At 64.7% G+C, this 26,698-nt stretch carries 24 protein-coding genes and 1 pseudogene; 12 read left to right on the top strand and 13 right to left on the bottom strand.

Going from position 1 to position 26,698, the window contains the following annotated elements:
• Positions 1–3: 3 nt before the first annotated feature.
• Complete coding sequence (locus tag ACFWPX_RS01875; protein ID WP_378926088.1) at positions 4–1,200, bottom strand: CaiB/BaiF CoA transferase family protein; 1,197 nt, start codon at positions 1,198–1,200, stop codon at positions 4–6.
• A gap of 258 nt (positions 1,201–1,458) precedes the next feature.
• On the opposite strand from ACFWPX_RS01875, the gene ACFWPX_RS01870 reads away from it, so the two are divergent.
• The gene (locus tag ACFWPX_RS01870) at positions 1,459–2,373 is read left to right on the top strand and encodes a TIGR03619 family F420-dependent LLM class oxidoreductase (protein WP_378925037.1); all 915 of its coding nucleotides are present in this window, start codon (positions 1,459–1,461) and stop codon (positions 2,371–2,373) included.
• Between the two features lie 172 nt (positions 2,374–2,545).
• Positions 2,546–2,938 carry a pyridoxamine 5'-phosphate oxidase family protein gene (locus tag ACFWPX_RS01865; protein WP_378917835.1) on the top strand — a complete coding sequence of 131 codons (393 nt, stop codon included), beginning with the start codon at positions 2,546–2,548 and terminating at the stop codon, positions 2,936–2,938.
• A 108-nt stretch (positions 2,939–3,046) separates the two neighbouring features.
• Here ACFWPX_RS01865 and ACFWPX_RS01860 read toward each other — a convergent pair whose 3' ends face one another.
• The 4 genes from ACFWPX_RS01860 to ACFWPX_RS01845 all read right to left on the bottom strand — a co-directional run bounded on the left by ACFWPX_RS01860 (position 3,047) and on the right by ACFWPX_RS01845 (position 8,783).
• On the bottom strand, positions 3,047–4,267 hold the full coding sequence (locus ACFWPX_RS01860; RefSeq protein ID WP_378925035.1) for an amidohydrolase family protein: 1,221 nt from the start codon (positions 4,265–4,267) through the stop codon (positions 3,047–3,049).
• A gap of 197 nt (positions 4,268–4,464) precedes the next feature.
• Positions 4,465–5,556, bottom strand: coding sequence for a phosphotransferase family protein (locus tag ACFWPX_RS01855; RefSeq protein WP_378925033.1), 1,092 nt, complete (start codon positions 5,554–5,556; stop codon positions 4,465–4,467).
• Positions 5,553–6,620, bottom strand: a complete 1,068-nt coding sequence (locus ACFWPX_RS01850; RefSeq protein WP_378925031.1) for a TIGR03857 family LLM class F420-dependent oxidoreductase — start codon at positions 6,618–6,620, stop codon at positions 5,553–5,555. Before ACFWPX_RS01850 ends, ACFWPX_RS01855 begins: the two co-directional genes overlap by 4 nt.
• Before the next feature lie 330 nt (positions 6,621–6,950).
• Positions 6,951–8,783 (bottom strand): GNAT family N-acetyltransferase, encoded by a 1,833-nt coding sequence (locus ACFWPX_RS01845; protein WP_378925029.1) that lies wholly within the window; start codon positions 8,781–8,783, stop codon positions 6,951–6,953.
• A 380-nt stretch (positions 8,784–9,163) separates the two neighbouring features.
• Here ACFWPX_RS01845 and ACFWPX_RS01840 point away from each other — a divergent pair, with 380 nt between their 5' ends.
• On the top strand, positions 9,164–9,997 hold the full coding sequence (locus tag ACFWPX_RS01840; RefSeq protein WP_378925027.1) for a hypothetical protein: 834 nt from the start codon (positions 9,164–9,166) through the stop codon (positions 9,995–9,997).
• A 7-nt stretch (positions 9,998–10,004) separates the two neighbouring features.
• Here the strand turns inward: ACFWPX_RS01840 and ACFWPX_RS01835 are convergent.
• Together ACFWPX_RS01835 and ACFWPX_RS01830 are read right to left on the bottom strand one after the other, a co-directional pair.
• Positions 10,005–11,300, bottom strand: a pseudogene (locus tag ACFWPX_RS01835) (transposase).
• A 185-nt stretch (positions 11,301–11,485) separates the two neighbouring features.
• The gene (locus ACFWPX_RS01830) at positions 11,486–13,087 is read right to left on the bottom strand and encodes a hypothetical protein (protein WP_378925025.1); all 1,602 of its coding nucleotides are present in this window, start codon (positions 13,085–13,087) and stop codon (positions 11,486–11,488) included.
• Positions 13,088–13,318: 231 nt separating this feature from the next.
• Here ACFWPX_RS01830 and ACFWPX_RS01825 point away from each other — a divergent pair, with 231 nt between their 5' ends.
• On the top strand, positions 13,319–13,570 hold the full coding sequence (locus ACFWPX_RS01825) for a hypothetical protein (RefSeq protein WP_378925024.1): 252 nt from the start codon (positions 13,319–13,321) through the stop codon (positions 13,568–13,570).
• Positions 13,571–13,933: 363 nt separating this feature from the next.
• On the opposite strand, the gene ACFWPX_RS01820 is transcribed toward ACFWPX_RS01825, so the two are convergent.
• The 6 genes from ACFWPX_RS01820 to ACFWPX_RS01795 all read right to left on the bottom strand — a co-directional run bounded on the left by ACFWPX_RS01820 (position 13,934) and on the right by ACFWPX_RS01795 (position 17,009).
• A complete protein-coding gene (locus ACFWPX_RS01820; RefSeq protein ID WP_378926086.1) occupies positions 13,934–14,182 on the bottom strand; it encodes a low temperature requirement protein A in 249 nt (82 codons plus the stop codon).
• Positions 14,183–14,442: 260 nt separating this feature from the next.
• Positions 14,443–14,661 (bottom strand): hypothetical protein, encoded by a 219-nt coding sequence (locus tag ACFWPX_RS01815; protein ID WP_378925022.1) that lies wholly within the window; start codon positions 14,659–14,661, stop codon positions 14,443–14,445.
• 4 nt (positions 14,662–14,665) lie between these two features.
• Positions 14,666–15,043: a DUF2255 family protein gene (locus tag ACFWPX_RS01810; RefSeq protein WP_378925020.1), complete on the bottom strand. Its 378-nt coding sequence runs from the start codon at positions 15,041–15,043 to the stop codon at positions 14,666–14,668.
• 31 nt (positions 15,044–15,074) lie between these two features.
• Entirely contained in the window at positions 15,075–15,920 is an 846-nt protein-coding gene (locus tag ACFWPX_RS01805) for an aldo/keto reductase (protein ID WP_378925018.1), read from the bottom strand.
• A 28-nt stretch (positions 15,921–15,948) separates the two neighbouring features.
• Positions 15,949–16,665 (bottom strand): MFS transporter, encoded by a 717-nt coding sequence (locus tag ACFWPX_RS01800; RefSeq protein WP_378925016.1) that lies wholly within the window; start codon positions 16,663–16,665, stop codon positions 15,949–15,951.
• 11 nt (positions 16,666–16,676) lie between these two features.
• Complete coding sequence (locus tag ACFWPX_RS01795; protein WP_378925015.1) at positions 16,677–17,009, bottom strand: hypothetical protein; 333 nt, start codon at positions 17,007–17,009, stop codon at positions 16,677–16,679.
• A gap of 102 nt (positions 17,010–17,111) precedes the next feature.
• Here ACFWPX_RS01795 and ACFWPX_RS01790 point away from each other — a divergent pair, with 102 nt between their 5' ends.
• The 8 genes from ACFWPX_RS01790 (at position 17,112) to ACFWPX_RS01755 (ending at position 26,577) form a co-directional block, all read left to right on the top strand.
• Positions 17,112–17,987, top strand: coding sequence for a helix-turn-helix transcriptional regulator (locus ACFWPX_RS01790; protein ID WP_378925013.1), 876 nt, complete (start codon positions 17,112–17,114; stop codon positions 17,985–17,987).
• Between the two features lie 279 nt (positions 17,988–18,266).
• Positions 18,267–19,112, top strand: coding sequence for a helix-turn-helix domain-containing protein (locus ACFWPX_RS01785; protein WP_378925011.1), 846 nt, complete (start codon positions 18,267–18,269; stop codon positions 19,110–19,112).
• A 288-nt stretch (positions 19,113–19,400) separates the two neighbouring features.
• A complete protein-coding gene (locus ACFWPX_RS01780) occupies positions 19,401–21,071 on the top strand; it encodes an ABC transporter substrate-binding protein (RefSeq protein ID WP_378925010.1) in 1,671 nt (556 codons plus the stop codon).
• 50 nt (positions 21,072–21,121) lie between these two features.
• Entirely contained in the window at positions 21,122–22,540 is a 1,419-nt protein-coding gene (locus ACFWPX_RS01775; protein WP_378925008.1) for an MmgE/PrpD family protein, read from the top strand.
• The gene (locus ACFWPX_RS01770; RefSeq protein WP_378925006.1) at positions 22,537–23,661 is read left to right on the top strand and encodes an ABC transporter ATP-binding protein; all 1,125 of its coding nucleotides are present in this window, start codon (positions 22,537–22,539) and stop codon (positions 23,659–23,661) included. Before ACFWPX_RS01775 ends, ACFWPX_RS01770 begins: the two co-directional genes overlap by 4 nt.
• Positions 23,662–24,582 (top strand): ABC transporter permease, encoded by a 921-nt coding sequence (locus tag ACFWPX_RS01765; protein ID WP_378925004.1) that lies wholly within the window; start codon positions 23,662–23,664, stop codon positions 24,580–24,582.
• An 8-nt stretch (positions 24,583–24,590) separates the two neighbouring features.
• Positions 24,591–25,475 carry an ABC transporter permease gene (locus ACFWPX_RS01760; RefSeq protein ID WP_378925002.1) on the top strand — a complete coding sequence of 295 codons (885 nt, stop codon included), beginning with the start codon at positions 24,591–24,593 and terminating at the stop codon, positions 25,473–25,475.
• A 34-nt stretch (positions 25,476–25,509) separates the two neighbouring features.
• Entirely contained in the window at positions 25,510–26,577 is a 1,068-nt protein-coding gene (locus ACFWPX_RS01755) for an ABC transporter ATP-binding protein (RefSeq protein WP_378925000.1), read from the top strand.
• Positions 26,578–26,698: the final 121 nt, after the last annotated feature.

Here is a 26,698-nt window from a genome sequence, read left to right as displayed (position 1 = left end):
GGATCATCCTTTCGTCGCCGTCACACCGGACGGGCGGGAAGTGGTGGTGCCGATCGCACCGCGATCACGGAGTGCCGCGATGTCGGATGGCGCGAATCCTGCTGCTGCCAAGACTGTTTCGGTGTGCTCGCCGAGTCCGGGAACCGCACCCATCGGCGGTGCGAAACCCGCGATGACCGGAGGCGGCAACAGTGCGGTCACCGGACCCGCCGGAGTGCTGATCTCCCGCCATCGGCGGCGCGCCGCCAGATGGGGGTGCGCGATCACTTCGCTCGGCGTTCTGAAACGAGAATTCCCGATGCCTGCCGCGTCGGCCCGCGCCTGGATGGTGTCCGCGTCGTAGCGCGCACACCATTGGGCGATCTCGGTGTCGAGTTCGGCCCGTAGCCGGACCCGCTCCAGGTTGCCCGCGTAGCGTGGGTCCTCGGCGAGGTCGGGCCGGTCGAGCAGATCCCGGGCGAGGCGCTGCCATTCGCGGTCGTTGGTGGTCCCGAGGACCACGGTCTCGCAGTCCGCGGTGCGGTAGGCGCCGTAGGGTGCGACCGCGGGGGAGCTCATCCCGAGTGGTTGCTGATCTACACCGGTATGCCGGGTGTAGGTGAGTTGGTAGCCCATCAACTCCGCGGCGGTATCGAACAGGCTCACCGATGCGCGGGTGAACGGGGCGGGTTCGGTGGCAGCGCCGGTGCGCCCGGCGGATGAGCGTTTGCCGCAGATCATCGCCAGGATCGTCAGCGCGGCGTACAGACCTGAGCCCACATCCGCGATGGGCGGGCCCGGCTTGGCCGGGGATCCCGGCGAACCGGTGACCGCGCAGACTCCGGACTCGGCTTGGATCAGCAGGTCGTAGGCGCGTTTGTGCGACAGTGGTCCGCCCGCGCCGTATCCGTCGATCTCCATCACCACCAGGTCAGGGTGGCGCTGCGCGAGTTCGGTCGGTGAGATCCCCAGTGCCGCCGTCGCCCCGGGTGCGAGGTTGGCGACGAAAACATCCGCGGTCGCGAGGAGCCGGTGCAATACCGCCATCCCGTCCGGATGCTTGAGGTCGACAGCGATGGACTCTTTGCCACGGTTGGCCCAGACGAAGTGCGCGGCGAGCCCGTGCACCACGTCGTCGTAGTGTCGGGCGAAGTCGCCGCCGCGTGGGTTCTCGATCTTGATCACCCGGGCACCCAGGTCGGCCAAGGCGCGGGTGCACATCGGTGCCGACACCGCTTGCTCGAGTGCGACGACGGTGATCCCGGCGAGCGGACCTCCCGACTCGTCCTGAACAGGGATGTGCACAGCTCACCTCATCATCGCTCGTCACCGTGCCGCTCTGGCATGGACATTGTACTGTAACGTATACAGTAAGAGAGACCGAGTTGGCCACTGTTGCACTCGATGTGGTTCGTCGGCCAGTGGCACGCTGTCGTGCACAACGGCGTGCGCGGTGATCTGGACAAAGGAATTCGCGCAATGAAGTACGTTCTCGAGTATCCCGCTGAGCTGCCGACGGCATCCGACGAATTCTTGGAGCCCGCGGTTATCCGTGATGTCGTCAGCCAGGCCGAGGAATCCGGATTTGCCGCGGTGGCGCTCAGCGAGCACCCGGCGCCTTCGTTGAAGTGGCGGCGCAACGGCGGTCACAACACTCTCGACCCGATCGCGGCACTGAGCTACATGGCCGGATTCACCGCACGTATTCGATTGCTCACCAATCTGTATGTGCTGCCGTTTCGTAACCCGTACCTCGCCGCGAAAGCTCTGGGCAGTCTGGACATCGTGTCGGGCGGTCGCTTGATCGCCGGTGTCGGAGCTGGATACCTGCGTGCCGAGTTCGCCGCGGTGGGTGTCGACCATGAGCGGCGCGGTGAACTACTCGACCAGGCGCTCGGCGCCCTCCGTCAAATTTGGACCGACCCGGAAACGCCTGTTGCCGGAATGGATTTCGGTGCACCGGGACCTCTGTGGTTGCAACCTCCCGCGCAGCGCCCGCACCCGCCGCTCTGGATCGGGGGCAACGGCAAGGCGGCTCGGCGTCGAGTCGTCCGGCACGGCAACGGGTGGATGCCGATCATCGCCGATGCGGGAATGGCCGCGGCCATGCGAACGACCGCTATCGAGAACGCCGAGGCGTTCGGTGCCGCCGTCGCCGACCTTCGCCATGGTCTGGAGGCAGCGGGCCGAGATGCCGACACGGTTGACATCCAGGTCGTGTGCCCGCACCTGGACTTCGGCGACGCCGATACCGTGCGGGCGGCGTCGGTGTATCTGGCCGACCTCGAAAAGCGTGGCGCCACCTGGGCTGTTGTGCACGTCGACGGCTCGAGTCCGACCGCCGCCGCGCAATTCGTGAAGTGCTTCGGGGAGCGGGTCATCGCAGGAGATTGACCTGCGATGCGCCTGGTGGGCCGAGTAAGCAACTTCAGACGACCCCGACTCGATGATGGTATACAGTAGTACATACTGTAACTAGGACGATATGCCGATTCTCGCTGCGGCGAAGAGCAGCACGCTGGTGCGGAACCGTATATCTCACTGCGAATCGATAGTGGAGTCCCTCATGAACTCGAGAGTGCCCGCGGAGTACGAAGACCTACTCCAGCGCCCGATCGTCGGTGTGCTCGGAACTGTGACCCCGCACGGTTCCCCCGACCTGTCGCCGATGCGATTCAAATGGGATGGCGCGCATCTGCGGATGAGCCACACGATCCCACGGCGCAAATTCACCAGTTTGCAGGCCAACCCGAATTACTCCTTCCTGATCACCGATCCGGAGATCCCTGGCAGATCGCTGCAGACCCAGGGATGGCTGGTCACGGTCTTGGGAGACGCCGAGGGGGATTTCTATCGTGAGCTGAACGACTTGTACGGTGACACCGAGGCCGGGCTGCCCGACGATGTCTACGATCGCGTCGTGCTGATTCTCGACGTCACCAAGTTCACGGCGAAGTGACTGCTGTCCGATCACTGTGACGCGATGGTCGCAGTACCCCCGAAACGCGATGCGGCTCCCCCGTCGGTGACGGGGGAGCCGCACGCTTTCTCTCGGTCATCCCTCTGATCAGCGGCTGGGTGATTCCAGGCCGATATTCGAGCCGATCAGGTCGAGTGCGTTGTCGCGCATCACTTTTCGTGTGTCCTCGTAAGAGAACTCCGGAAACTGCGGAATATCCGCGGTGAAGGTCGTCGGATCGGCGAGCCCCTCGCCGTGCGGCCAATCGGAGCCGAACAAGACCTTGTCCACGCCGATGGTCTCGGCCAGGAGTTTGACGTCGTCCTCGTAGTAGGGTGCAATCCAGACATTGTTCTTCAGCTGCTCCACCGGATCCTCGGTGAAGTGGTACGGCGCGGTATTCGCGGCCTTCTTCAAACGCTTGATCAACCGGTAGACGAAGTACGAGCCGTTCTCGATGCTGACCACCTTGAGCTTCGGGTGACGAGTGAACACCTGGTGCACGATCATCGAGGCGATCGTGTCGTGGATCGCACGGTCGTCGAGGAGGATCTGGTCGAGCGGATCCTTCTTCCCGAACCCTTCGAATGTCGCCTTGCCGCCCCACAGCGCGTTGATGGCGAGATATCCGCTGTCGGACAGATGAAAGCCGACTGGCACGCCGGCTTCGGCCAGGCGGGCCCACACCGGGTCGTGCAGGGGGTCTCCGAGGGATCGTGGGCGAGTCACGCCGGGTACGGGCGCGGGGCGGACGAGCACCATCTTGGCGCCACGGCCCAGTGCGTACTCGACCTCCTCGACCGCCGCCACCGGGTCGGCGAGCGAGATGATCGGCGCCGAGATGATGCGGTGGTCGGGACGATCGAATCCCCAGTCCTCATCGAGCCACAGGTTGAAAGCGTGCACCGAGGCGATCGTCGCGGGAATGTCGTGCTTGAGCGCTTCCTCGACCCCGCAGGCGAAGGTCGGCAGCATGAAGACGGTCTCGAGGTTCTGCCGGTCCAGGACGGTCACGCGTGCGTCGCGGTTCTGGTACTCGGGATGCTCCGACAGTCGGTCCACCTTCATCAACGAGGCCGGATCGACACCTTCGGGAATCTCACCGCGAAACAGCAGGTCGAGGCAACCCGGCTCGATGATCGGGTCGAAGGTCGGGTTGGGAACGAATTGATTGACCTTTCCGCCCATCACCGCCAGCGTCCGCTTGCCGTCATTGAGCATCTGCACCCCGCGCTGCTTGAACTCTTTGGGCAGATGGCGAGTGAACGCGTCCAGTGGTTCGTAGTAGTGGTTGTCGACATCAACTGCCTGATAGTCCAGCTTTGTCATTCTTTGTCCTTTCGCATCCGGTGGTGTCGTCGGAGCCGTTCCGTCGTCGAAACCGGGCGATCGGCATCCAACACGGACGACGCCGTCGAGACCTCCGGGGAGACCATCGCGGGCGTAAACGTTTGACTTACTGTACCCCTTACGGTACGACCCTGCGCAAGTCTGACTTCAACGGCCTGCGGTCTTCGTCCCGCGCGTCAGTCCGTCGCGCCGATCAATGCGAGTGTCCCTAGATCCCGAATCGCCCGGCAGCTACGCTCCAACATGACGAGGAAGATCTCTTCGCCACGTGCTGTCGGAGTTGCGAAGGCGGCACCGAGAGCGATGATCAACGGGGCCTGCACCATCCCGAATCTGTAATCCTGCCAGCATGTTTCGGGTGTGTATCCGGTGACGCCGTAGTCGAGGAGTGCCCGGTGGTACACCTCTACGAGGCTTTCCTCGCACGCCGCTCGGGTGTCGGGGTCCAGGCTGGTGCCGGTGAAATAGGCGAGGTCGCGGGCAGGTAGTCCGATGCCGAGTGTTTGCCAGTCGACCACGCTGACGCTGTTGGTCGTGCTGTCGAACATGAGGTTGTCGAGTCGGTAGTCTCCGTGCATCAAGGCGAAGCGTCCGGTTTCGGTGCCGGCGTGCAGCCAGGGCGTCACCAGGCCGAGCGCCTCCGAGAAAGTTTCACGGTCGCGACGATCCATGCGCGCGCCGACCTTGCCGAGCGTGATGTCGGCGGCCATCCGTGCCACCTCGCCGAGGCCGCCCGCTGCTGCTACATCACCCGGTTTGGGCATTGCTACAGCGAGGTCAAGCCAGCGCGGATCGCACCAACTCGGCCCATGTAAGCCGGCCAATGCGGTGACGGCCTGACGCGCCGCATCGGTATCGCAGCCCGCGATCTGGTCGCCAGGAATCGCAGGGGCCAGGTCAGCGAGGAGCAGGGCGAAATCTGTGCCGTCCGCCGTGATATCGCTGTAGAAGCAGCGCGGTGTGGGCACGCTGGTCTGCTCGGCAGCCCGTCTGTAGAAGGTGATTTCGCTGAGATAGCCGAGCGTGACACCTGCGCGCACGCCATCATCGTCGGCGGGCAGTTTGATGACGAAAGTCGATGGGAAGCCGTGCTCTCCGCTGGCATAACGTGGCGTGATTCGGAACGTCGCACCTGTCTGACCGGTGCCGATCCGGGAGATCTCGACATCCTCGACCACGACCGTGGCGTCATCCGATCCGAGCACGGCCTGCAGCCACCGGCGGGTGACGTCCGCGGCGCCGCGCGGAATCGGTACGGTCGCGCTCATCTCACCGGCCTCTTCTGCTCCGTGTCGCGGTACGCGGCGACGATGGGGGCGAGTTCGTCGGGGGTCGAGCCATGCATGATCACGCGGTCGGCGCCGTAGCTGAATTCCTCACGGATGCGGTCGGCGCATTGCTGGGGTGTCCCGGTGGCCGCTGATGCCAGCCACTCCTGTGGCAGCACTGTGGCGATGTGCTCGATCTGGTCGGCGGTAGCGACGGCGTCGATCGGACCGGCGATCGAGGTCACAATCGGATCTGAGCGGAATCTCTGGAGGGCGCCGGGGTCCCAGCCGTTCGTGCGCACCAGCAGGTCTCCGTAGCCCTGCAGATATGTCGCGAGCCGAGCGGCGGTCTTCTTCAGGCGAAGCTGTTCCGGGAGATGGTCGCCCACGGTGGCCAGGCATGACCAGACCCGCACCGAGCCGGGATCGCGACCGGCCTTCTCGGCAGCGAGCTTGACCGTCTGGACGCACCGTTGAAGAGTTTCCGGTGAGAAGTACGTGTGCAATATGACGTCGTCGAAGACCTGGCCCCCGAGCGACAAGGTGTTGGGGCCGAACGCGACCAGCGCGAGTGGGATGTCCTCATCGAAGCTCTGGTCGAGAACGAGCACGGGGTAGGAGCCCAAGGGGCCGTCATGGCCGATGATCAATTCTCCGCGCCACAGTCGTCGCATGACATCGGCCCAATCCTCCATCTGTGCGGTTGTCACCGCGGGGATGCCGAACGCGGAATACATTGCCGCGACGCCGCGCCCGATACCGAGAGTGAATCGTCCCCCGGACAGTCTGTGCATGGTCGTGGCCCAGGACGCCGTGATCAGGGGGTGCCGCGTGTTGGGGTTGGTCGCGGCGGTAGCGACCCGGGTTCGCTCTGTCACCGCGCAGGCAGCGCCGGTGAGCGACGCGGCCTCTTTGACGTTCCAGCGTTCGGAGATGAACGCGGTGCCGAGTCCGAGTGCCTCGCCCTTGCGGGCGTCGTCGGTGAGGTGGACCGGACCGCCCCCGCCTGAGCCGGCCAATAGGTAGTAACCCAACTCATCTAGTTGCCGCTGTTCGGTGGCCATGGTCTACCTCGATCTGGAAGCGTGGACGCAACAGGGGATCCCACGCCTGGCGGGAGCCTCAGCCGTGGGCGAAGCTCGGCTCGGCGGAGGTTCGGCGCATTATCGAGCGCGACGAGGGTTCGAGTAAGCCTCTCGGAGACGCTACCAATAGGGCAACGGTATTGTTATCAGTTTGATGAACAGTAGTCCGAACCATGCGCCGATGACTCGCTGAGTTCTCGAGCGGCCGCGTGGTGTGTCCCGTGGTCCGGCTGCCTTCTCAGCGAACCAAGGGTCGGGTAGTTCGGTCAGCGTCGTGTCGCGGGCAATCAGCGTTCCGCAGCCATACGTTCAGCACGATCCTGTCGGTGCGGGGACGGGCTCTGATTTCAACGGCTTAGCGAAGGCTCGGTTGAAATCAGGCCGACCTGGCACATAGGGCGGGATCGGTGTGTACCCGGCCGAGGCGTAGAGGCGCATAGCGGCCCGGTTGTACGAGCCGGTCTCCAGGATGATCCGGGCTACGCCGTGCTCGAACGCGAACTGCTCGAGACCGCAGAGGACGAGTCGGGCCACTCCGCGTTTGCGATGGTTCGGCACCACGAACATCTTCCGGATCTCGGCTGTCCGCTCGGTAAGCGATGACGTGCGGAGTCCACCGCAGGCGACCGGCTCGCCTGCGGCGTACGCGACGATGAACAGCCCTTGATGGGGTTCGTATTGCGCTGGTCGATCGAGATTCGGGGGATCGTCGAAGCCGACCATCGGCCGCCGCTCCTTGGCGTACTCCGCCATCAGCTGGACGGAGACCGGGTGGTCGAACCGATGTGGGATGAGCGTAGTAGTTATGGAGGCCTCGGTGACTTGCCGAGCGTGCTTCACGGGTGCAGCGGAGGAATTCCGAGGCGAGGCCCCGGGTATCGGGCTCGGGTGCGACGTCATATCGATGTTTTTATCCCACAGTCGAGGGCGTCGCCCGAAGTGATTGGACTTGGTCGGCGAGACGGCGGACCGCTGGCCGGCGATTGTGGGGGGGGGTGAGGTCACGCAGGAGCGTGTTGAGGTGCCCGATACACGTAGCGCTAGACGGAAGTGTCGGCGGGCGGCGGAGTGGTCGCCGAGTTTCAGATAACAGAAGCCGGCTTGGCCGTGGGCGTGGCCGGGGTTGAGCCAGTAGCTCCAGTCCGGCGCGGTCGTGGTCGGGGAGTCCAGATGGGCGAAGGCGTCGTCGATAGCGCGACGGCATTGGGTCGTTGATCCGTTGGTGGCGTGTGCTTCCGCGGCGCGCAGCGCCAGAATCGCTGACACGCGCGGGCTGGCATCGAGGTAGCCACGGCGGGCGGTTTCGGCGAGGGTGACGGCTTCATGTGGCTGCCGGATGTCTTTTGCCTGGCAGCTCATGAAGCCGAGGGTGTTGGCGGCCAGAGCGCGATCACCCGCGGTGTGTGCGGCGCGAAGCGCGGCCAGCCAAAAACGTTGTGCGCGGGCATGTTGTCCGGCGTCGAACGCCAGCCATCCTGCCAGACGCGACAACTCACCGGCGTTGCTGAAAAGACGTCGTCCGACAAGGTCGTTGTAGCTGCCGCTACCGATCAGTGCCACGACCTGGCGCAGGTGCGCGCGAACCATCAGCAGCAGCGCGTCACCCCCACCGCCGTCATCGAGGCGGCGCAAGCTGGCGTTCATGAGGTCGAGCTCGTCGACGGTGCTGACATTCACGCGGCGAGACTTGCCTGTGCGGGTGAGGTGTGCGACCGGCTCGGCCAGCAGCCATTCGTGGGCAGGCGCGCTCATCGCGGCGCCCATCGTGGTGAGAAATACTCGCCGGTCCATAGGATCAGCCTCCGTCACTGCCCGCATTGCATGCATGGCCCCTTCGACGGTCCACGGTAGTGCCAGTCCGCTGTACGCGGGCAGCAACGGCTGCTGATCGGACTTGCCGTTCGGGGCCCAGCCCAACGTTGCCGGGCTGATCGGGCGGGCGAGTTCGGCGCTGAGCAGAGCCGCGATCAGCTGTGGCCATGGAGCCCGGGGGCGGTGACCGGCCAGCCATTTGTAGGGCGTCTTCTCGTGAACATGCTCGCGTCGCCCGTGCAGAGCGGCGTATTCAACAAGCTTGCGCGCCAGGGTTTCTGGCTGCCACCCCAGGTCTTGTAGCGACGTCGCCAACTGCGATTCGGTCACCGCGTCTGCCTCCTGATCCCCAGCTCATCGGCGGTGTGATGCGGGTGAGCCTAGTCCCGGCTGCCGTCCGATAGGACCAAGTGCACCGGATTGCACCAAGTGCACCACTGTCGGCCGACACGGGGTTCACGGTGTCCTCAAAGGGCTTGGTCACAGCCACTCCGACACCGAGGACTTCCCTTGAGCCAAAGCATCTCTCAGCGCATCAGCGTATCCCGGGGGGATGCCTCTGATTCCTCGCGCCGGTCGCGCGTCGCCCCTCTGGTGGACGCACCATGCGGCGGTGAACCGCCGGAGTGCCTCGATTTCTGTATTTCCTCTCCGGCGTGCGCGGTTCGTCCCGCCGCGCATGCTGGGTGCGTTTCGCGAAGGAGACCCTGATGCGGCCGATCATGTACGGCTATCTGCGGCTAGAGCTAGCTGGCGACGACCTGAGGGAGATCGAGGCCGCCATGGGTGAGTTTGCTGAGCGTGACGGTTGGTTCCTGCCGGAGATCTTCCGCGAAGACGGGCCCAGGACCGGGGAGCTTTGGCGGCTTTTGCACGCTGCCTACGACACCGGTGCACGCGATGTCATCACACCTCATCCCGGGCACCTCGCGCCAGGAAGGAATCCCGAGCGCAGCAAGCTCGTCAACGAGTTGACCGGACGGCGCCGGACTCAGTTCTGGTACCTCGACCACAACGAGGTCGATGCTGTGCACCGCTCGCAGCGCCGCAGTCGAGATATCTCAGGATCGTCGCAGCAGGCGCGAGACCTTGTGCCGCGCAATCTGATCGGGAGGTTCGAACTTCCGTTGTTCCCGGATGCGGTTCTCGCGGCGCGGATGCAGATCCATGACGTGCTCGTTCGGGAGGGCCTGCGCTCGTTGGTCGAACAGGCTGAACAGTTGGTGTTGGGTGTGTTGGCCGAGATCACAGCGGTGGGCGAGCCGTCGATCTTTTCGGAGCTGTCAGCGGCGTACCCTCAGCTCTCGCCACCCCACAATTTGGTGCAGGTGTGGCTGATACGACAACGCGGCCACCTCGAGGTGCAGGTGTCGGAAACCGCGATCCGGGTCAACGATCCGGTCCGGTTTGGTCTGGATGTCCCACATGGCCGTTACTGCCCGCCGACTGGCGGGACGTTGACCTGGGCGCGGCTACCGATACCCGTCGCTGGCGATGCGCTGCCTGCGGTACAGGGCGTCCGGGCACGGCGAGGGGCGATCTGATGCGCGCCTACGGCCTGGTTTCGAGCGACGTTTCCGAGGACGGCAGCGCCGATATCGCGGCGGTTGAGGCGGCGGCGCGGCGGTGGCGCCTGGATATGGGTCGAGTCGACGTCAAGTCGGCGGGTGCGTTGAGTTCGACTGTCGCACTGTGGTCGTGCAGGGCAACGGTTTGCATCCACGTGGTCAGGTCCATCGCGAGCGCGACCAGCGCGAGCCAGACGCGGTTGGCGTCGAAGCTATGGAACGGAAGATTCCGCAGGCCGGTGTCTTTCGCGCTTCTGATCCGGTGTTCGCGGCGGGCCCGTCGGCGGTGGCGCAGCTCCGGGCCTGGGAGCTGACCTCGGGTGGTGTTGGTGACGAACGCGGTCAACCGCAGCCCGTCGCGGTCGGTGAACCGCAGTTGAGCGCCGGGATGCGGTCTCTCCTTCCTGACGACCAGACGCATGCCCGACGGCCACCCGGCCAACGCGGTGAGTCCGGTCGCTTCGACGACCCACGCGCCGTCACGGACGTGGCCGTCGGAGTCGTAGGCCGGAGTCCAGTCCTCGGGGCGCAGGTGGGTATCCATGGCAGCGACGATGTCGTCGGTGAGGGTGAATCCGATCGAGTACCGCACCCGACGACGGTGGCAGTAGTCGAGCAACTCATGTGTTTCGCCGCCAGAATCGGTGCGCACCAGCACTTTTCTCCCGACCCGCCATGGTCGTCGCCGAGGTAGCTGTGCCAGTGCCTCATTCAACTTGTTTGTGGTCCGCGGCGGTGTTCGACCCCGCGTTGCCCGGTCGTAGTATCACCGAGGCAGGCTCACCGGTGCCTGCCTCGCCGTGGTCGATGAACGCCCAAAGCGGATGAAACACGAAGCCGCGCTTGAATGTGGGTGCGGCGTGTTGTTTTCCGAATGTGCGTCGGTCAACGTGGCATCGAGGTCGATCACCAACGGATCGGCGATTCCGGTCCCGTGATCGATGGCGTGGTCACCGGCGAGCGTCCACGCTTGTGCGCGTGCCTGTGCGCGGGCAGCAGCGATGGCCGCCAACGCTTTCGGTGCATCAGTGGCCAGCGCGGCGATGGTCCGCGACACGGTCGGATCCGAGGCCACCGAGCCGAACATGCCAGGTTCGGCCCGCAGCAACGCCAGGTCCGCAGCGCAGTCACCGCCGATCGCGAGGCAAATCGCCAAATCCAGCACGATCTTGCCCGGGTCGTGGATGGCCATCGGCTTGTGCCACGGCCCCAACCGTTGCGATAGATCCCTGGTCAATCCGGTTTTCTCGGCGGTATGCAGCAGTAGTGCTGCACCCACGTGTGACACCACACCCGCGCCGTCGCCACCGATGACCAGGCGCGGATACGGGAGATAGGCTTCCTCACCAGAAGGGTGCTCCAAACCTCGATCAATTCAACTGTCGCAAGTCGCATTATCGCAGGTCAGGATACCCTTCGCCATTCCTGATGGCGGTCACGCGGTTACGCCGTTGAATGACGGAGCTAGACCGGGAGACCTCGCGTGGCGCGAGGAAGGGCGACCTGGCGGGGGTCGAGTGATTCGCCGATGATCGCGCGGTGGACCAGATCGTTGATGTTCCGCTGTAGGTGCTCGATCGTCTGGTCACCGGTCGGTGTCGTCGGCAGCGGTCCACCGCGGCTGAGTTCGTCGATCCTGTGCTCGGCGAGCATCAGTTCTGCCTGCGCCATCCCTGCCAAGGCCGCGGCGCACCCGGTTAGCCGGGACGTCACCTGCACACGCTGATAGCATGACTTCGCGCGATTGAGCAGGAAGATCCGCACGCGATCAGGAGTGCCGAGCGCCTGACCGAATCGGTATTTGATCTGTTCGTCGCTCATCTCGGCCTGCGCGGCAAGATGGCGAGCGATCAGGAAGTCGCCGGGGCCGCGGAATCTGAGAGCACGCAGCAGTTCGATAGCTTCGACGGGTTTGTCGTCGACAAGCTTGAACAGCGATTGGGCATCCTTTTTGAGCTGGCGAGACTCGTGCTCATCGGTCTTGAATAGCCGCAACAGTTCGGCTCTGGTGACGCGGAGTTCGCCGTTTCCAAACAGGTCTGTGTAAGCCAGCCAGACTCCCGCCAATCGTGCGACGAGCATGCCGACGTCTGCATGCTCGGGGAGAGCCGGTCGTTCGTTTTGCTGGAGTTGGCGGAGGGCGGCTACAACGCGCTTGAGCGAGGCGATCTCATCCTCAGGATTTCGGCAGATCATCGCCTCGGCGCGGTCGATGTGGAACTGGGCCAACACGGCGCGAACCCGCAAGTTCAACTTCTCGCTGATCTCCTTGTCCCAGCGTTTGATCTGGATGATCGCCTGCAGGTTCTGTGGTTCGTGCAGTGCCTGATCGACCATCTGGTGCGCTCGCGCGGCACCATCTCCAGCGCGGCCGTGCTGCCCGGCTTCGAGGACGAGTCGCGCTGGTTCCGCACCGGATCCGCTGTTGGCTTGTGGGCCTGTGGCGAGATGGCGGTGCGCCTGAACCGCAGCGTCACTAAGGTCGGCCACGGTGTGGAGTGCGGACTCGGAGCTATTGATGCCGACGCGTGCCCGAACCGTGCGAACACAGTCGACGATCTCGTGGGCGTGCGCTGGCAAGTCGGCCGGGGCACTGGAGAGCTTGTCCACCAAGTCTGTGGCAGCGAGGGCCAGTTCGGTGTCGTCAGATCCGATGCTGGCAGCCGCGTAGCGATCGCGAAGTTCTTCCATGCCTATCGGTGCAGCTGCTGGTCTGCCGGTGGACTCCCGGTCGAAGTGCTGCTGGGCCCAGGTTCGAACATTCTCGGGAGGCTGTGCGCCGGGGGTTACCCGGTATCGCTCGCAGAGCGCGGCGCAGATCGCGCTCCAGTCTTGAAAGTGGGTACGGACTGTGTTCGGGTGCACCCTCGCAAGTTCCGCGATCTGCGCGCGAGACGGGGTCGCCAGGAATCGGCCACTGGTCGCGGCGTTGTCTACCAGGTTCTGCGCCGCATTCAGGATGCGGTTCTGGGTGTTGCGGACGCGCGATTGGTCCGAAGGACGTGCACCGGAGCCAGCCACGAAACCGTCGTTCTCCTCATCGATCTTGAGCCAATGTGAAGCCAATTCACCGCGTCGATGTGCTGGCGTCCACGCCCACCTCACGTTGGTGTTCGACCCTCACTTTGGGTCGTCCAGCGCTGGTGGAACTGCACCGATCCGGCAGTAATCTCGTTGCCGTGCCATCGAATTCGGTACAGAAAAAGTGGCGCCTCCCATGGCCCGGGAAACGCCACCAGCAACACACCGGTTAGTTCACCAACAGCAATCAGGTCCCCAACCAGGAAGGTGCGCCACGTGGGCAAGAATACGCCCGGCTCGTCTCGCTCAGATAAAGATTCGTCGAAGTCGAAGGGCGATGCCGCAGATGTCACTGTCGACGTCACCGTGCGCGGCAAACTGACCATCAGCTTCCGCAAGATCGCCAAGAAGCTGAAGTGGCCCGTGGTAGTCGGCGCCTGCTGTGTCAGCGTCTGGTACGCGCCGCAGGTCGACATCCACATCGTCCCTGCCGCGCCGCCGATAATGCACGTCGGCACTCATCCATAGTCGTCTACGTCAGCGCCCCACCGGGCAACCGGAGGGGCGCTGCTTCTTGTGCGAGCGCCTATTTGCGGTTGTCGGGTGCAGATTTCGAACGCGTCCCTTGCCGACGTCGGTTGCCTCGGCAGATGCCCAGACGGCGGCTACGAGGATGACGCACAGCAGGGCTGCTGACGCGATTACCGGGAGCAGTGTGGAGATTCCTCCTGCCGTGACGAGCGCGGCGATCGTGAGGAGTCGCGGTTCTCCCGGTTATCGCGTGGAGGTACCACGCTTGGACGGTGAGGTACGGGGTCGGGCCGCCGAACATGAGCATGGCCTGGGCAGTGGCTGTTTCACCGGTGGGGTCGTCGACGGCGAGTTCGATGGCTACGGCGAAGAGGATGAGGCTGGCGAGGATGAGAATCGTGTGTTCACTGCCAGGCGTGCTACGCGGAGGGGGTCGCTGGTTTCGGCGGCTTGTTCGTCGACGAGTTTGTCCGAAAGGCTGAAGTAGAGCGTCCACAGTGCGATGACCGCGATCATGCCCAGGCCGGCTGTGATGAACATCGGGAGTGCGAGTTTCGCGGCCGACACCGCGTTGCCGGTTGTCAGGACGGCTTCGCCGAGGGCGATGATCAGGAACTGGGCTGTGTTCGCGCATGTGTTGGGGCGTACTCGACCTCACCGGTGTGAAAGCGGCTGGCGGGTAGTGGATGTGCCAGCCAGGTGCCCGCGACTTCGACGACGGCTGCCGCACCCACCACACAGCCGCGCGTGCGGTGAAGCGGCGGCTCCCGCGATCCAGAGCACTCCGGCACCGCAACCAGATCACCATGGCCGTATAGTGTTTGCGCAGTTCATGACTGGTGATCGACCACGACAGCGGTGGTCCGATCCTACAAAGCAGATACGGCACCACGAACAGCATCGGGTGTTCGTCGAACGCGGATCCGATGCCGGCGTTCATGAGCAGGCGGACGATCATCACGGCCAGCAATGTCCACCGGTTTGCCCGCGGCGAAACGCTGGGAAGTGTTGAGCCCCAGCTGGTTACTGACCAGATGCCGAAGATCGAGCGGTGAGATGTCCTTGCTCGGAGGCTTGGTGCGGGTCATCCGGTCAGCTCCGCAGCAGCCGGATGGTCTGTCCATGTGCGTCCGCGCCCGTGACGCGACCGACGATCGCCTGACCGTACCGGTCGTACTTGGCGTGGTAGGCGTCGTCGACCATGTCGCCGGTGACTTCGGCAGGGGGAGTGGTGAATTCGACGTCGTGCTCGACTCCGCTTGCGCGGATCCGGCCCCTTCCGACGGCCATCGCCCGCCGGTACCAGGGGTTGGTCGCGCCGTGGGCCGAACGGACGTAGATGTCGTCGTCGACGCGGACCACCCAGATGGTCACGAAGGGGCGCAGCGTGTCGTCGGGGCGTCGCGAGGCGATGTGCAGTTCTTCGGCGTTGCCGAGGCTGTCGAGTTCCTCGGGCGTCCAGGTCGTCATTGCTGATGCCGCCTTCGTGTGGGTGGTCGGGTCAGTCGATCGGGCGGGTGCCGAGCTGGTGCACCATGGTCGGGTCGCGGTGGTCGAAGAACAGTGAGGCGCCTGTGTCGAGGGCGGCGATCTGCGCCATTTCGTCAGCGGTGAGAGTGAAATCGAAGATGTCGAAATTCTCCGCCATGCGCTCCGGGCGAACCGATTTCGGGATGGCGACCACGCCGCGTTCGGTGAGCCAGCGCAACACCACCTGGCCGACGGATTTGTTGTGCGCCGCGGCGATGGTGGTGAGGGTGGGGTCGGTGAACAGGTTGTTGCGGCCCTCGGCAAAAGGACCCCACGACTCGATCTGGACACCCAGCTCGATCATCTGCTGCTGATAGTCCTGGCGCTGGAAGAACGGGTGGGTTTCGATCTGGTTGACCGCGGGGGTGATCTCGTTGTGGTCGATCAGATCGACGAGCCGGTCGGGGTAAAAGTTGGAGACACCGATGGCCCGGGCCAGGCCTTGCTTGTGCAGCGCTTCCATGGCGCGCCATTCGCTGTAGTAGTCACCGAAGGGCTGATGGATCAAATAGAGGTCGAGGTAATCCAGGCCGAGTCGGCGCAGCGAGCGTTCGAAAGCACGTTTCGTGTTGTCCTCCCCGGAGGGCTGAACCCACAGTTTGGTGGTGACCCACAACTCTTCGCGAGGAATGCCGCTGGCTTTGATCGCGCGGCCGACCGCTTCTTCGTTGCCGTAACTGGCGGCGGTGTCGAGATGCCGGTATCCGGCTTCGAGCGCTTCGATGACCACCTTCTCGGTTTCGTCGTCGGGGATCTGGAAGACCCCGAATCCCAGGATCGGCATGTCGACGCCGTTGTTGAGGGTGACAGTCTGCATGGAAATTTTCCTCTCGATCGGTGGAAACTCAGTGATGGGCGGCGGACTCGATGACCGAGCCCTTGGGACGGGAACGGGCGGTACGTTCGGCGGGCAGGATCAGCACGACGGCCGCGAGCAATGCGATGGCGAGCATGACGGCGCCGCCGATGTAGGCGTCGACGACGCGGGCTGCGATGGTCGTGGCCCCCGCCGCGACGGCCGTGAGCAGGGCTACGCCGAGGGTGCTGCCCAGTTGGTGGGCGGTGTTGACCAGGCCCGATGCGGCGCCCGCGTCGTCGATGTGGGCGCCGGCGATTCCGGCCGCCGTGAGTGGTCCGAACGCCAAGCCCTGCCCGAATCCGATCAGCACCATTGGCAACGTCACTCCGACAACATACGACGTGTCGGCCGTCAGTTGCGTCATCCAGGCCATGCCCGCAAGGACAAAAGCCAATCCGGTGACGAGCACCCAACCGGTGCCGTATCGCTGCGTGAGTCGCGGCACGAACAGCGAGAACACGAACTGCACGATCGTCATCGGCAGGAATGCGAGCCCGGCCTGGAGTGGATTCCAGCCGTAGACGCCCTGCAGGAATTGGGTGGTGAAAAAGAAGAAGGCGATCATCGCGCCCGCGAACAACAATCGCGAGATCGCCGCGCCACTGCGTTGCCTGCTGGCGAACAATCGCAGCGGCATGATCGGCTGCTGCGCCCGCGACTCGTTCGCGACGAACACCGCCGATACCACGGCCCCGATCGTCATGGGTACGAAGCTCATCGGGGCGGCGAGGCCGCGCTCGCCAGCATTGACGATGCCGTAGACGAGCGCGCCCATACCGAGGGTCGACGTGAGTGCGCCGAGGAGATCACACCGGCACGCGCACCCAGCAGCAAGAGGCCGCCGAAAACCAGGGTGTAGGCGTTCTGCACCCACGACAGTCCCGATTCCGACAGGCCGAGGGTGGCGGCGATATCAGGTAGGCCGGTGAAGATGATCGAATTGTCCAGCACGATCATGAAGTAGCTGACCAGGACGATCGCCAGAACCACCCGGGTGTTCGCTGCTCGGGTGGCGTGCGGGCGGTCGATGAGGCATTCGGTCTGCATTCCAACCATTGGACGCTCGGGTGAGCGGAGGTGGAAGGGACTGCTGTTCCAGGTACTGGCAGGTCCTTCTTCACGCTGCGGAATCGACCTACGGTCGATGGTATGCACAACCGGACCGAGACCCGCGAATTTCTCCTGACCAGGCGCGCGCGGATCAGCCCGCAGCAGGCCGGACTGGTGACCGGTGCCGGGCATCGGCGTGTTCCCGGCTTGCGGCGCGAAGAAGTCGCGATGCTCGCGGGGATCAGCGTCGACTATTACGCCCGAATGGAGCGTGGCAACCTGACCGGGGTTTCCGACGAAGTCCTCGACAGCCTGGCCAGAGCCCTTCAACTCGACGAAGCCGAAACCCAGCATCTGCGCGCGCTCACCAGGGGCGCCGAGCCACAGGCTGCGCGGCGTCGCAAAAGTGCCAAGGATCAGGTCGTGCGGCCGACTCTGCAGCGTTTCCTCGACGCGATCACCGGCACCCCGACGTGGGTCCGTAATCGGCGGATGGATTTCATCGCGGGCAATCCGTTGGGTCAGGCGCTGATGGCGCCGATGCTGGACGATCCCTCGAATCGCGCCAATAATGCCCGTTTCGTTTTCCTGAGTCCCGCGTCGCGCAGTTTCTATCCCGACTGGGAAAAGGGCGCCGACGATATCGTCGCCACCCTGCATGCCTATGCGGGCGCCAATCCCCTCGACAAAGATCTGACCGACCTGATCGGCGAACTCGTGACCCGCAGCGACGATTTCTCCGCGCGTTGGTCGGCGCACAACGTCCGCATTCACCGCACCGGAATCAAGCGGATTCATCACCCCGAGGTCGGCGACCTCGAATTCGCCTATGAAGCAATGGAATTGCTCGATACCGCAGGCTGGACGATGTTCGGATTCACCAGCGAACCGGGATCGCCGACCGAGGAACGTGTTCGACTTCTCGGCAGCCTGGCCGCGACGCGCACCGAGCAAACCCAGGATTCCGAACGATGAACTCCCACGACGACGATTCGCCCCCACCGAACCGGCTGGCCGCGTGGGCGTGGGGGGTCGCGATCTCGGTCCTCGCCGCCACCACCTTCGTGGAGTCGCTGGGCTGCTGATCTCTCTCAGCGGTGCAGGTTCGCCTGCTGATGACATAGGTGACGAACGGCAGCACTGTCTTGCCGGTGAGGTCCAGGCCCTCGGGAAACGTGGACATGATCATCGGCGCCCGCGAGTTCCAGTTCACCCTTGTCAGGTGTGTGCCGGGGCGGCGCTAGGGTGATGTGCATGCCCCAGCGTGCAGACGTCGCCGAGTTCCTTCGCAGTCGTCGCGGCCGTATCACGCCTGATAAGGCGGGTATTCTGGGTGGCGGGCGACGCCGGGTGGCCGGTTTGCGGCGTGAAGAAGTGGCGGCGCTAGCCGGGGTGAGCGTGGACTACTACGCGCGGATCGAGCGCGGCGACATCAGCGGCGTGTCCCCCGAGGTGATCGACAGCATCGCGCTCGCGCTGCGTTTGGACGCGGCGGAGACTGCGCATCTGCACGATCTCGCGCGCGCGAGGAAGACGTTTGGGCGACCCGGCCCGCACGACGCGACAACAGTACCCGCGGGTTTGCGACGATTCCTGGATGTGGCCACCGGTGCGGCCGTGTGGGTTCGTGATCGTCAACTGGACTTCGTCGCCGCCAACGCGCTGGGGCGAGCACTCTACGGCCCGGTTCTGACCGATCCGATCAGTCGCGCCAATGTCGCCCGATTCACGTTCCTCAGTCCCGAATCGCGGAGCTTCTTCCCTGATTGGGAAGAAGGCGCCGACGGAATCGTCGCCACTTTGCGCACCTACTCGGGCCAATCACCTGACCACGGGGGGCTCGCGGAACTCATCGACGAGCTCGACGCACACAGTGCCGAGTTTCGCGCTCGCTGGCGGGAACACAATGTTCGCTTCCACCGCAGTGGCGCCAAACGGATCAATCATCCGCAGGTCGGTGACCTGGAACTGAGCTACGAACCCATGATCCTTCCGGACCATCCCGACTGGTTCATGTTCGCGCTCGTGCCCGCGCAGCCCGGTAGTCCGACCGAAGAGCGGCTTCGTCAGCTCGAGCACGACGCAGCGCGCTCGGCCTAGCTACCTCCTCATCCGCGTGCTGATCGCGGATGACTTCCGTTCGCCACGAGGCGACTTCGCCCTCGAGTTTCCTGGGCTTGCAGCCATGCCTGTACGCAAGTGGGCGTCGACAGAATCGGCATCAGGCCCCTTACCTGCTGCGATGTGACCGTTGACACAGATGTGATCTGCGCCCTATGCTGGCCGTGATCGAAATAACAAGCAAATGTTCGTAATTGCGAACATGTCACGAGTGGTTCGACCCCTTCGGATGCCGAACCGTGGCTCGCGATTTTCTGCTGGCGACCGATGAGGGAGCAACACATGGTCGGCTATATCAAGAAGCGTTCAGTCGCGGTCGTGACCGCCGTGGTGGCGTGCGTCGGGAGCGTCGCGGCGTGCACCGGCAATGTCTCGGGAGTACCCGGTGAGACTGTGCGACTTGCGGTTTCGGACTTCGAGAACGACGCGCTCGATCCCGCCATGGAAACCAACAGCGGGATGCGCGTGGCGAAGTACCTGATGTGGGACTCGCTGCTCGAGATCGGCGCGAACGGTGAGATCGCCCCCGGTGTGGCGCAATCCTGGAACCTCTCCACCGACGGCCTGACCTGGACCTTCGACATCAGGCCGGGCATCACGTTTCACAACGGCGAGGAACTGTCCGCCGACGATGTGCAGTTCAGCCTCGAGCGGATGATGAATCCCGAAGCGGCGACGGGCAATGCGTCACTGGCCCGCGAACAGATCGAGGGCGTCGACCTGGTCGACGCCGACACCATCGCCATTCGTACCAAGGGGGTGCAGACCTCGCTTCCCTACCTGGTCTCCCCGCACGAGTCGGTGGTCGGCATCGTGATGCCGAAGGATTACCTGCTCAACGAGGGTGGACAGTCCTTCGAACAGCAGCGCGCCCTGCTCGAGCGGGCGCCAGTCGGCAGCGGGCCGTTCAAGTTCGTGGATCGGGTGGCCGGCGACTCGATGAACTTCGAGGCGGTCGGTACGCATTGGCGCCGCACTCCGACGATCAAGCGGGTCGAAGTACTGCGGGTGAGCGAGGAATCGACGCAGGTGTCGATGCTGCAAGCAGGCGAAATCGATGTCGCCAGCGTCTCCCCGGATCAGGCCGGACCGCTGGAAGCCGCCGGGATGGAGATCCGTGCCGTCGAGGATTCGAGCGAGATCGGTATCTTCTTTCCCGGCTCATGGCGCGATGCGTCGCGCTCGGAGCCCGCGGGCAATCCTGATGTGCGCTTTGCGCTCTCGCTCGGTATCAACCGTCAGGAGATCGTCGACTCCGTGCTGGAGGGTTACGCGGGGCTGAAGACCACACCGTTCAACACTTCACCGGCTACCGCCGACATCGATGTGGCCGCCTACCGGGAGTGGGCTGCGCAAGCCAACGCCTACGATCCGGTGCGCGCCCGCGACCTGCTCGCCAAGGCCGGCTACCCGGGCGGGTTCGAGCTGCAGATCTTCTCCTACGCGCGCCCCGGTGTTCCCGGACTGAGCCAGATCGCCGAGATCGTCGCCGCTCAGTGGGCCGAGATCGGTGTGAAGGCCAATATCGTGCCCACCGACTACAACTCCTACCGGCCGCACTTCGTCAACATCAAGCCCGACGACACCTACAACGCCGGCGATACGAATGTGCACGGCGCGGCAACACGATTCGACGTGATCGGCTCGTTCGCGGCCTACATCCGGGAGCACGGCGGCGCGGTGCAGAGCGTCAAGGATCCCGAGCTGGAAGCGCTGATCGACCAGGCTGCCGCGACGATCGACCCGGCCCAGCGTCGAGGTCTGATCGAGCAGGCTTACCAGCGTTTCCTTCGAACCTGGACGGTGCTCGAAGTGGCAAGCACCGACGCGGTCTTCGCGGTCAACCCGGAGATGGTCGGCGCGTGGACCACTATCCCCGCCTACCCGTTCCTCGGGCGGACGTTCGAAACCATTCAGGCGCCCGCCGGTTCCTCCTAGGCACACCAGTGCGTTCGGCCTTTGTCACATCTAAAGATTCGGGAAATCACGTGTTGAAACAACATGAAGTCGCCGCGGAATCCCTGACCGAGAGTTCCGCCTACGCGGTGGCCACCTATGCCACCGCGACCCGCTACGAAGCCCTACCGGCCGAGGTCGCCGATCGCGCCAAGCTCATCATCTTCGATCAGCTGGCCTGTGGGTTCGTGGGAGCGGAGCTGCCGGCAGGCCGGATCATCGGTCGCTATGCCGCCGAGTTCGGTGGTGCGGGTCAGTCCTCGGTCCTCGGGTCGCAGGTCCGGTGCCCGGCGCCGCTGGCTGCCCTGGCCAACGGCACCGCCGGCCACGCTGACGAATTCGACAGCGTGCACGCCACTTCGGACTTCCTCGGCACCGGCCACCCGGCGGCGATCATCGTGCCAGCGGTGACCGCACTGGCCGAACGGCAGTTCAGCACCGGCCGCGAGCTGGTCAACGCGGTCGCTCTCGGCTACGACGTCGGTTCGCGGACGATCTCGGTGACCGGTGGTCTGGCACCGATGATGGGCGACCACGGCATAGATCCCGGCTCGTTGCATTCGCTCGGTGCGGCGTTCGGCTGCGCGCGGCTGCTCGGACTAGACGCGAACCGGCACTTGTTCGCCGCGGCACTGGCATTGCAGCAGAGTGTCGCGCTCAACGCACCGTACGGCGAGCGCCGGCACATGAGCAAGGCGTTCGTCACCGGCCAGGCCGCACACGCGGGTGTCAGCGGCGCGGTACTTGCCGCAACCGGTTTCGAGGCCAGCGACAATATCTTCGAGGCGCGCGGTGGCATCATCGACACCTGGGCGGTGCCGGGTCGCGAGGAACACCTCGCGAAGGACCTCGGCTCCGACTACGCGGTGATGGGCGCGAACTTCAAGTTCTATTCCGCCGGCTATCCCATCCACGCGCCGGTCGAAGCCGTACTCGGGCTGCACGCCGAACACGGCTTCGACCTCGCCGATATCGCGGGGATTACCGTCCGGATGCCGTCGCACCCGGCCAGCGTCGTGGACAACCGGTCGATGCCGACCATCTGTTTGCAGCACATGGTCGCGGTCGCCCTGGTCGCGGGCAAACTCGGCTTCGACGAAGCCCATTCGGCGTTGTTGCACAACGACCCGACGGTGCTGCGCCTGAAATCGCTCGTCGAGCTGATCGGCGACGCGGAGTTCGATCGGGTTCAGCCGCAAGGGCGTGGCGCGCACGTGACGATCGACCTGCCGGGCGGCCCGGTCTCGCACATGGTCGAACATCCACGGGGCCACCGCTTCCGGACCCCGGCTCCGACCTGGGACGACGTGCGAGACAAGTGGGAGGAGCTGCTGGTGCGCCGGATCGGCGAGTACCGATTCGACCAGCTCTTCCACGGCTGCCGGGCACTCGAGTCGGTGGACGACGTCAACGAAGTCAGCGGTCTGCTCGCGGTCTCGGGGCGCTCATGACCACCACACCGTCGCGTGCACCGACCGCCGTCGCACGGGACGACGAACCGCCCCCACTGCTGTCGGTGCGGGGACTCCGCAAACACTTTCCACTGCGCGGCAATTGGCCGTGGTCGGGCACGCGCGGCGCGGTACACGCGGTCGACGACGTGTCCTTCGACCTCGCCGAGCGCGAAACCCTGGCGATCGTCGGCGAATCCGGCTGCGGAAAATCCACGACAGCGCGACTGCTGCTGCAACTGGGCGAGCCCACCGAGGGCGACGTGCTCTTCCGCGGTCAGGGAATCTGGACACTCGACGGCGACGACCAGCGGACCTATCGGCGATCCGTGCAGGCTGTGTTCCAGGATCCGTCGAGCGCGCTGAGTCCGCGTCGACGGGTCAAGAACATCGTCACCGAACCGTTGATCACCATCGACGGCAAGCGAAGCCGAGACGCGGTGGCCGATGTCGACAAGCTGCTCGCCCCGGTCGGCCTGACTTCCGATGTGGCAGACCGGTTTCCGCACCAGCTCAGCGGCGGTATGAAACAGCGGGTGGCGATCGCGCAGGCGCTGGCCACCCAACCGTCGGTGATCGTGCTCGACGAACCGGTCTCGGCGCTCGATGTGTCCACCAGCGCCGAGATCCTGAACCTGCTCAAGCGCATTCAGGGCCAGTTCGGCGTCTCCTACGTGCTGATCACCCACAACCTCGCTACCGTGCGGTTCCTTGCGCACCAAGTAGCCGCGATGTATCTGGGCACAATGGTCGAGAAGGGAGGCAACGCCGAGATCTTCCACAACGCGCTGCATCCGTACACGTTGGCACTGCTGTCGGCCTCGATCCCCACTGACGATTCCGCGCCTTCCCGCGAACGGATCATTCTGCAGGGCGACATCCCGTCACCCGTCGACCCGCCGAAGGGTTGTCGGTTCCACACCCGCTGCTGGCTGGCTACCGATCTAGGCAACCCCGATCGCTGCCGGACCGAAGCGCCGGTGCTGCGCCAGATCTCGGGCAACCATCAGGCCGCGTGTCACTTCACCGAACAGGCGGCCTTCGCCCCACAGCGAGTGGCATTGCTCGACGCTCTGAAACATGCGGAGCCTGCCGCCGTGTCGCCGGAAGAAGGTCGGTAGATGGGTACGTTCATCGTTCGACGCGTCGGCCAGGGCGCGTTGACCATCCTGATTCTGGCCGTCCTGGTCTTCGTGCTGTCGCGACTGACCGGCGATCCACTCAACAATCTCGTTCCACTCGAGGCTTCACCGGCCCAGCGCGCCACCATCGCCGCACAGCTCGGCCTGGACAAACCCCTGCACGAGCAATTCATCATCTATTTCGCCAACCTGCTCACCGGTGACCTCGGCATGTCGTTCACCCACCGCGTCCCGGTCTCGACCCTGTTCGGTGAGCGCATCTTCAACAGTCTCGCGCTGGTGATCCCCGCCTTCATCGTGGTGATCATCGTGGGCCCTGTGCTCGGCGTCGTCGGTGCGACCTCACGCTTCAGCGTTGTCCGCAAGGCCGTCTTGATCTTCGCGACACTGGGTATCGCCCTGCCGGTGTTCTGGCTCGGGCTGGTCTTCGTTCGGGTGTTCGCGGTCGAACTCGGTTGGCTGCCCGCATCGCGAATGGGGGACTGGACGCACTACGTGCTGCCGGTCGCCTCGCTGTCGCTACTGATGATCGCCGGCATGATGCGGCTGGTGCGGTCGTCGATGCTCGATTCGCTCGGCCGCGACTACATCAAACTTGCCCGCATCACCGGGGCGTCCGAGCGCTCGGTGCGCTGGAAGCACGCACTGCGCAATTCGTTGTCCTCGGCGGTGGCGTTTCTCGGTGTCTACATGTCCGTGCTGGTCGCGGGCACGACGGTGATCGAAAAGGTCTTCGCCTGGCCGGGAGTGGGACTGTTGCTCTACGACGCAGTGGTCGCCCGCAATTACCCACTGGTACAAGGGATCATCCTCATCTCGGCCGTACTGGTCGTCGCGGTGAACACGGTGTTCGACGTGCTGCAGGCCTACCTCGATCCGAAGATTCGATTGGGAGTGTGAGGTAGACGATGACTCTTTCCTTGACCAAACCGTCTGTTGCCGACGCCGTGGCGAAGCGAGTGTCGGCCGTGCGCGGCGTGCGCTTACGGCGCCTGCCGTGGACCGCGATCATCATCATCGCGGCCTTCCTCATCGCCGGTGTCTTCGCACCGTGGGTTGCACCGGGCGACCCCTATGCACCCGACCTGACCAACCGGCTCGAGCCACCGTCGGCGGAGCATTGGCTCGGCACTGACACTTTGGGCCGAGACTTGTTGACCCGGTTGATCTTCGGTGCGCGTGTGACCCTGATGGTGGTGCTCGTCGCTCTCGCGATCTCTGCGGCGGTCGGGATTTTCGTCGGCCTCGTGGCGGGATACTTCGGTGGTCGTGCCGACGCGATCATCTCCAGGGCCGTCGACGCCACGCTGGCGATCCCGTCGATCTTCGTCGCCCTGGCGCTGGCCGCGGCGCGTGGACCCGGCGCGGCCTCGGTGGTGATCGCGGTGTCGATCATTCTGTGGGCCCGCTTCGCCCGTGTCATCCGCTCGGATGTGATGTCACTGAGCGAACAGGACTTCATCGCGCAAGCCAAGGTCACAGGCTGTTCGCGCGCGCGAACGATGCTCGTACACATTCTGCCGAACGTGATGAACAGCATCATGGTGCTGCTCAGCATCAATATGGGCTACGTCATCATGCTCGAAGCGTCGTTGAGCTTCCTCGGTGCAGGCATTCCGCCGCCGACGCCTTCGTGGGGCGCGATCGTCTCCGAAGGCCAGAACTACATCGGCGTTGCTTGGTGGGTGTCCATCACCCCCGGTATCGCCATCGCGCTGATCGTGTTGGCGCTCAACGTCCTCGGGGACTGGTTGCGCGAATACCTCGACCCACGCACCCGTGACACGGTCTGACCTGACGCGTCCGACCTGCGAAAGGCAGGCTCCAATGACTTCCTTAGACATCGACCAACGCGCCGAGCCGGCGAAAGCGGGTACCGGCGACCCGATCCTTTCGGTCGACAATCTGACCGTGGAAATGCGGTCCAGACAGGGCGTGGGCCACGCGGTCTCCGGGGTGACCTTCCAAGTGCACCGCGGCGAAACGCTCGGTCTGGTCGGCGAATCCGGCTCCGGCAAGAGCTTGACCGCCTCGGCGATCCTGCAGTTGCTGCCCAAACCCATCGCCCATGTCACCGCAGGCTCGATCACGTTCGACGGCTCTGATCTGCTCACCAAGAACGCTGACCAGATGCGCCGAGTTCGCGGGCGTCATATCTCGATGGTGCTACAGGACCCGCTCAGCGCCCTGAATCCGGTATTCACCATCGGGGCGCAACTGCGCGACCCGCTGCGGCTGCACACCGCACTGCGGGGTGCGGGCCTCACCGAGCGCGCGGTGGAACTGCTGCAGCAGATGAAGATCTCCCAGCCCCGCGAGCGGTTGGCGAACTATCCGCATCAGTTCAGCGGCGGCATGCGTCAGCGCGTCGTCGGCGCGATCGGTATCGCCGCGGAACCCGAACTGCTCATCGCCGACGAACCGACGACCGCGCTCGACGTCACCGTACAGGCGGCCTATCTCGAACTGCTCAACGAGCTCAGTAAGCGGACCGGGATGGCCATGTTGTTCATCACCCACGATTTCGGGGTGGTGCGCAGCGTCTGTGATCGGGTAGCGGTGATGTACGCGGGCATGCTCGCCGAGGTCGCGCCGACGAAGACGATCTTCAACACGCCACGTCATCCGTACACGCGGGCGCTGATCAGTGCGGTACCGGATATCCGAAGGCCGACAAGCGAACTCGTGACGATCGGAGGGTCGCCGCCGTCGATCTACGACCAGCCGGCCGGGTGCCGGTTCCGCCCCCGGTGCTGGCTGTACAGCCAGCTCGGCTCGCCGGAACGGTGCCGGACGCAGGTGCCCTCGCTCTCGCCGGTCGGGCCGAGCTCCGAGGTGAAGGCCGCGTGCCACTTCACCGACGAGGCCGCGGTTCGAACACCCACCGCGACCTGAACGACGCCTGCCCTCGACCCGTACGGGGGGGGGGGCGGCGCGCGGGCGGGAGTTAGAACTACCCGGGGTTGGCCCCCCCAAATCGACCCGCGCGGTCAAAACCCCCCCGGGGGCGCCGCGG

The organism is Nocardia sp. NPDC058518, from assembly GCF_042719655.1.
Taxonomy (GTDB): Bacteria; Actinomycetota; Actinomycetes; order Mycobacteriales; family Mycobacteriaceae; genus Nocardia.
Note: the sequence above shows the minus strand (reverse complement) of the source record. Positions and strands in the feature narration are given on the sequence as shown.